The sequence below is a fragment of the Candidatus Cryptobacteroides sp. genome (assembly GCF_056207615.1).
In genome coordinates, this window is record NZ_JBAEER010000123.1 from 22,165 (window position 1) to 29,017 (window position 6,853).

General features: G+C 56.5%; 5 protein-coding genes. 4 read left to right on the forward strand and 1 reads right to left on the reverse strand.

The window, feature by feature from the left end; translation table 11 throughout:
- Window positions 1–8: 8 nt before the first annotated feature.
- The gene (gene purT / locus AC06ND_RS07355) at window positions 9–1,193 is read right to left on the reverse strand and encodes a formate-dependent phosphoribosylglycinamide formyltransferase (RefSeq protein WP_475678341.1); all 1,185 of its coding nucleotides are present in this window, start codon (window positions 1,191–1,193) and stop codon (window positions 9–11) included.
- A gap of 277 nt (window positions 1,194–1,470) precedes the next feature.
- On the opposite strand from purT, the gene purE reads away from it, so the two are divergent.
- The 4 genes from purE to AC06ND_RS07375 form a co-directional block, all read left to right on the forward strand.
- A complete protein-coding gene (gene purE / locus AC06ND_RS07360) occupies window positions 1,471–1,944 on the forward strand; it encodes a 5-(carboxyamino)imidazole ribonucleotide mutase (RefSeq protein ID WP_475678342.1) in 474 nt (157 codons plus the stop codon).
- Between the two features lie 3 nt (window positions 1,945–1,947).
- Entirely contained in the window at window positions 1,948–5,652 is a 3,705-nt protein-coding gene (locus AC06ND_RS07365) for a phosphoribosylformylglycinamidine synthase (RefSeq protein WP_475678343.1), read from the forward strand.
- Window positions 5,653–5,666: 14 nt separating this feature from the next.
- Complete coding sequence (gene purM / locus AC06ND_RS07370) at window positions 5,667–6,692, forward strand: phosphoribosylformylglycinamidine cyclo-ligase (RefSeq protein ID WP_475678344.1); 1,026 nt, start codon at window positions 5,667–5,669, stop codon at window positions 6,690–6,692.
- Between the two features lie 15 nt (window positions 6,693–6,707).
- The coding region (locus AC06ND_RS07375) for a hypothetical protein (RefSeq protein WP_475678346.1) at window positions 6,708–6,853 on the forward strand (146 nt) is incomplete at its 3' end.

Consider the following 6,853-nt stretch of genomic DNA (forward strand, 5'->3'; position numbering starts at 1 on the left):
GTATCGTTCTATAAGACTTTTATTTCAAGTTTAGAATAAGCTCTTTCGGCCTTCGCGAGAGCGAGCTCCACCGTCTCGTCGGTCGCCAGGATGACGCCGAAGCGTCGGTGGCCGTGGACCTCTGGCTTTCCGAAGAGGCGTATCTGGACGCCTTCCTCCTCGAGCACCTTCTCGAGATTTCCTATCTCCACCTGGTTGCTGTCGCCTTCGACCACGATGGCCTTGCTGGCGCTCGGTCCGTAGAACCTTACCGAAGGAATAGGAAGTCCGAGGAGAGCCCTCGCATGGAGAGCGAATTCCGAGAGATCCTGTGATATCATAGTCACCATTCCGGTGTCATGCGGTCTTGGAGAAACCTCGCTGAAGATGACCTCGTCGCCCTTGACGAACATCTCGACACCGAAGATTCCGTATCCGCCGAGGGCGTCGGTGATCTTCTTCGCGATGTCGCGGGCCTTTGCGATCGCCTCAGGGCTCATCGCCTGCGGCTGCCATGACTCACGGTAGTCGCCGTCGACCTGATGATGGCCGACAGGCTCGAGCATGGTGGTGCCTGCGCAATGTCTTACGGTGAGGAGAGTGATCTCGTAGTCGAAGTTGACGAAACCTTCCACGATCACGCGTCCGGCTCCCGCCCTGCCGCCTTCCTGCGAGCAGTCCCACGCCTTCTGGATGTCCTCAGGACGCTTGATGGTGCTCTGGCCATGGCCTGAAGAGCTCATCACAGGCTTCACGACGCAAGGTATACCGACGGTCTCGACACCCTTGAGGAAGTCCTCATAGCTGTCTGCGAACACATACTTGCTGGTAGGGAGTCCGAGTTCCTCAGCAGCGAGCCTGCGGATGCCTTCCCTGTTCATCGTGAGGAGGGTCGCGTTCGCAGTCGGAGTGACGTTGTAGCCTTCCTTCTCGAGTGCGACGAGAGTAGGAGTAGCGATGGCCTCGACCTCAGGGATGATGTGGTCTGGCTTCTCGGTCTCGATGATCTCGCGGAGACGGGCGCCGTCAAGCATTGAAAGAGTATGGGATCTGTGAGCTACCTGCATAGCAGGTGCATTCTCGTAGCGGTCCAGTGCAATCACTTCCACGCCGTAGCGCTGAAGTTCGATTGCGACTTCCTTTCCGAGCTCGCCTGAGCCGCAGAGAAGCGCTCTCTTGGCGATGGGAGAGAGTGGGGTTCCGATCTTGGTCATGTGGGTCAAAAATGATGATCAATGGTTTCGGAATACAAAGTTAACCCATATTAAGAATGTTCAAAAAAATATTTGACCAAAAATGAATTTTTGTCCTATATTTGTGGCTTAAGAAAATAGAGATGTTCCACTGCACAAGAAAACGAAATCATTTCACGCCGGACGCGCCTCGTGTCCTGCGTCGGTGCAGGGCAGCAATATAATGACGAAGCCACTACGCGGACAGCGCAGTGGTTTCTGCGTTTAAAAAATTGAAATAAAATAATTTACTCAAGATATGAAGGTAGCTATCATCATGGGGTCTACAAGCGACTGGGGAACAATGTCAGCCGCTGCCGAAACCCTCAAAGAATTCGGCGTAGAGAACAGTGTACACGTGATTTCTGCTCACAGGACACCAGACCTTGCTGCGGATTTCGCGAAGAACGCGAAGGCTAACGATTACGGAGTCATCATCGCTGCTGCAGGCGGCGCTGCCCACCTCGGCGGCGTGCTCGCATCGATGACCACCCTCCCTATCATCGGCGTTCCTATCAAGTCAAAGGCACTCGGCGGAATGGATTCTCTCCTCTCTATCGTGCAGATGCCGTCAGGTATTCCTGTAGCGACAATGGCAATCGACGGAGCCAAGAACGCAGCCCTCTATGCTATCCACATCCTTGCCCTCAACGATGAGGCTCTCAGTGCAAAGCTCGACGAGTTCCGCCGCAAGCAGACTCAGAAGGTACTTGACGCAAAAATTGAATTCTAAACCATGAACACAAGATTATTCGTCGAAAAGAAAGAAGGCTTCAGGGTCGAGGCGGAGAGTCTCCGCAGCGAGCTCAACGAGAGCCTTTCGCTCAATCTCAGCGGTCTCAGGCTGCTCAACGTGTACGATCTCTTCGGATTCAACGAGGAACTCATCGAGAAATGCCGCTACAGCGTGTTCGGTGAGCTCGTGACCGACGACGTGACCGACGTGAATCCTATCAACGGCAGCAGCTACCTCGCAGTGGAGTTCCTTCCTGGCCAGTTCGACCAGAGAGCTTCATCGGCAGTGGACTGCGTTAAGCTCATAGACCCTGAGGCAGACATCAGGATCCGCAGCTCCAAGCTCCTCATCTTCGAGCCTGCCCTCAGCGAGGCCGAGATGGCGGCAGTCAAGCATTACTACATCAACGCAGTGGAGTCACGCGAGAAGGACCTCAGCCGTCTTTCTGACAGCGAGCAGGCCGACGTGAAGGCTATCCCTGCTCTCGACGGCTTCCTCCAGATGAAGGACGAGGACCTCGCTCCTTACTGCAAGGAGAAGGGTCTTGCGATGAACGCAGACGACCTCCGCACCATCGTGGAGTACTTCACCCAGGAGGGTCGCAACCCAAGCGAGACAGAGCTCCGCATCCTCGACACATACTGGAGCGACCACTGCCGTCACACCACCTTCACCACTGAACTTCAGGACATCAACTTCGAGGAGTCATTCATCAAGGACGACATCGAAGGAACATACAAGCTCTACCTCGACCTCAGGGAGCAGCTCGGCCGTAGCCAGAAGGGTCTCAACCTCATGGACATGGCCTGCATCGGCGCGAGATATCTCCGCAAGATCGGCAAGCTCGACGACATGGAGGTCAGCGAGGAGAACAACGCATGCAGCATCTTCGTGGACGTAGACGTTGACGGCGTCACCGAGAGATGGCTGCTCCAGTTCAAGAACGAGACCCACAACCACCCTACCGAGATCGAGCCGTTCGGAGGCGCAGCTACCTGCCTCGGCGGTGCGATCCGTGACCCGCTCTCAGGCCGCAGCTATGTCTACCAGGCAATGCGTGTCACCGGTGCAGGCGACATCTGGAAGGAAGTGTCGGAGGCCATCCCTGGCAAGCTCCCACAGAAGCAGATCTCGCGCAAGGCTGCCGCAGGTTACTCAAGCTACGGTAACCAGATCGGTCTCGCAACTACCCATGTACACGAAATCTACCACCCAGGCTATACCGCGAAGAGGCTTGAGATCGGTGCCGTAGTTGGCGCCGTAAAGGCCGATAACGTACGCAGGGAGAGTCCTGCAGCCGGCGACGTGATCCTCCTCCTCGGAGGCCGTACCGGCCGTGACGGCATCGGTGGTGCGACCGGTTCATCTAAGGAGCACAAGGAAAGCTCTCTCGAGACCTGCGGAAGCGAGGTTCAGAAGGGTAACGCACCTGAGGAGCGCAAGCTCCAGAGGCTCTTCCGCCGCCCTGAGGTGACCAAGCTCATCAAGAAGTCGAACGACTTCGGCGCAGGTGGAGTCAGCGTGGCTATCGGCGAGCTCGCCGACGGTCTCGACATCTACCTCGACAGGGTTCCTACCAAGTACAGCGGACTCAACTCCACAGAGATCGCGATCAGCGAGTCTCAGGAGCGTATGGCCGTCGTGCTCGAAGCCAAGGACCGCGTGCAGTTCGAGCAGTACTGCCGCAGCGAGAACGTGGAGGTCACCTATGTTGCCGACGTCACCGACAGAGGCCGCATGAGGATGTTCAACAACGGCGAGATCGTCGCTGACCTCTCACGCGCATTCATCGACACAGCCGGTGCAAAGCACTACGCAAAGGTCACCGTATCCGCTGTCGAGGACATCGACCCATTCGCAAAGCCATGTGACAAGCCGCTCGCAGAGCGTCTCCACGCCCTCATGCAGGATCCTAACGTGACCTCGCAGAAGGGTCTCATCGAGATGTTCGACTCGACTGTCGGCCGAAGCACCGTGCTCATGCCTTTCGGAGGCCGTCTCCAGACCACCGAGGCTCAGGTATCGGTACAGAAGCTCCCGACCGACGGATATACCACACCCGCCAGCATGATGGCATGGGGCTACAACCCATTCGTATGCAGCTGGAGCCCTTACCACGGTGCAGCGTACTCGGTAGTCGAGGCCTGCGCAAAGGTAGTAGCAGCCGGCGGTCGCTATGAGGGAATGAGGTTCTCATATCAGGAGTACTTCGAGAGGATGACCCAGGACCCACACAGCTGGGGCAAGCCTATGAGCGCACTCCTCGGAGCCCTCAAGATGCAGATCGCTCTCAACCTTCCTTCGATCGGAGGTAAGGACTCGATGAGCGGAACCTTCGAGAAGATCAACGTCCCTCCTACCCTCGTTGCCTTCGGTATCACTCCTGTGAAGACCGGCAACGTAATCAGCCCTGAATTCAAGAAGGCAGGCAACAAGCTCTACCTCGTAAAGCATACTCCTCTCGCAGACAGGATGCCTGACACCGACCAGCTCTCAAGGAACTGGATCTTCGTCGAGGATGCCATCCAGGCCGGAAAGATCGTTTCCGGATGGGCACTCGGAGAAGGCGGTCTCGCAGAGGCACTCTGCAAGTCAAGCTTCGGTAACCTCATGGGTGCCGAGGTCAAGTACTGCGACAAGGCTCTCTTCAGCTACGACTTCGGTTCAATCCTCGTCGAGGCTGCCGAGGAACTCTGCTACGAGAACGCTCTCTATCTCGGTGAGGTCCGCGAAGACGGCAAGCTCATCATCAACGGCGAGAGCTTCTGCGTCGCACAGCTCATGGAAGAGTGCGGAATGAAGCACGACAAGGTATATCCTCAGACCGCTACAGCCCTCAAGCAGAACATTGTTCCTGGCGCAGCCGTCAAGAAGGAAGTCCTCAAGTACAAGGGCGAGCCAGTCGAGCATCCTACCGTATTCCTCCCTGTATTCCCGGGAACCAACTGCGACTACGATATGGCCAAGGGATTCCGCAAGGCAGGCTGCGTCACCCGTTTCGGTGTGTTCTGCAACCTTGACTCGAAGGCTATCTTCGACTCCATCGACATGATGGTGAAGGAAATCGACAATGCCCACATCCTCGCATTCTCCGGCGGATTCTCACTCGGTGACGAGCCTGACGGAAGCGCAAAGTTCATCGCGAACGTGATCAACAATGCGAAGGTCGGCGACGCCATCCACAGACTCCTTGACCGCGGCGGCCTCATCATCGGTATCTGCAACGGTTTCCAGGCTCTCGTGAAGTCAGGTCTCCTCCCTTATGGAAGGCTCGGTCATGTGACCACAGCATCTCCTACCCTCTTCCGCAATGACATCAACCGTCATATCTCGCAAGTTGCATCGACCCGCATCTCGACCAACGCGTCTCCATGGCTCGCAGGTCTCGAGGGCGGCGACGTATACAGCATCGCAGTCAGCCACGGCGAGGGTAAGTTCGGGGTAAGCGACGAACTCGCAGCAGAGCTCTTCGCGAACGGTCAGGTGGCATTCCAGTATGTCGACGGCTGCGACCCTACCATGAAATCGCCTTGCAACCCTAACGGTTCTAACGACGCGATCGAGGGTATCATCAGCCCTGACGGACAGGTACTCGGAAAGATGGGACACCATGAGAGGTACGAGGACAACCTCCTCAAGAACATCCATGGCGAGAAGTTCCTCCCACTCTTCGAGAACGCAGTAAGATATTTCAGAGGTAAATAAACAAGAAAAGATATATGGCACAGAGTTACGAAAAAGCCGGTGTGAATCTCGAGGCCGGCTATGATGTGGTAAGACGCATCAAGAAACATGTAGCATCTACCGAGCGTACCGGTTCGATGGGCAACATCGGCTCATTCGGCGGAATGTTCGATCTCGCTTCCCTCGGCTACAAGGAGCCAATCCTCGTGAGCGGCACCGACGGCGTGGGAACCAAGCTCAAGATCGCGTTTGCGATGGACAAGCATGACACAGTAGGTATCGACGCAGTCGCAATGTGCGTCAACGACGTACTCGCACAGGGCGCCGAGCCTCTCGTATTCCTTGATTACGTGGCAGTAGGTCACAACGACCCTGCACAGGTCGAGGCTATCGTAGCGGGCGTCGCAGAGGGTTGCCGTCAGGCAGGCTGCGCACTCGTCGGCGGCGAGACCGCTGAGATGCCAGGCATGTACGAGGGTGGCGAATATGACATCGCAGGCTTCACCGTAGGCTGCGTGGAGAAGAGCAAGCTCATCGACGGTTCGAAGGTGAAGGTCGGAGACGTGCTCGTAGGTATCGCATCGACCGGCGTGCACAGCAACGGATTCAGCCTCGTCAGGAAGGTCGTTGCAGACAACAAGCTCGACCTCGGCAGCACTTATGAGGAGCTCGGCGAGAGGACTCTCGGCGACGCGCTCATCTGCCCTACCCGCATCTACGTGAAGCAGGTACTCGACGTGATCCGCAACTGCGACGTTCACGGCGTGGCTCACATCACCGGCGGCGGCTTCGACGAGAACATCCCACGCATCCTCCAGGACGGCATGGGTCTCGCGATCAAGGAAGGAAGCTGGGAGATCCTCCCTATCTTCCGTCTCCTCGAGAAATATGGCCAGATCCCTCACCGCGAGATGTTCAACATCTTCAACATGGGTATCGGTATGGTACTCGCGATGGACGAGTCTGAGGCTCCTAAGGCAATCGAGATCCTCAAGGCACATGGCGAGAAGGCCTCTGTAATCGGCACGATCACCGACAGCGGCAAGGTAGTAATCGAATAAACGAAACTTGACAATATGAGAAGAGCACTTTTCAGTGTAAGCGACAAGACCGGAGTGGTCGAGTTCGCATCTGAGCTCGTTAAGCTCGGATGGGAGATCATCGCCACCGGCGGCACCCAGAAGCTCCTCGAGAGCAAGGGCGTCAAGACGATCGGCATCAG

Bases quoted from the DNA above. Each gene is read 5' to 3' on its own strand.
- purE (WP_475678342.1), top strand. From the start codon at position 1,471: ATGAAGGTAGCTATCATCATGGGGTCTACAAGCGACTGGGGAACAATG.
- purM (WP_475678344.1), top strand. From the start codon at position 5,667: ATGGCACAGAGTTACGAAAAAGCCGGTGTGAATCTCGAGGCCGGCTAT.
- purT (WP_475678341.1), bottom strand. From the start codon at position 1,193: ATGACCAAGATCGGAACCCCACTCTCTCCCATCGCCAAGAGAGCGCTT.
- AC06ND_RS07365 (WP_475678343.1), top strand. From the start codon at position 1,948: ATGAACACAAGATTATTCGTCGAAAAGAAAGAAGGCTTCAGGGTCGAG.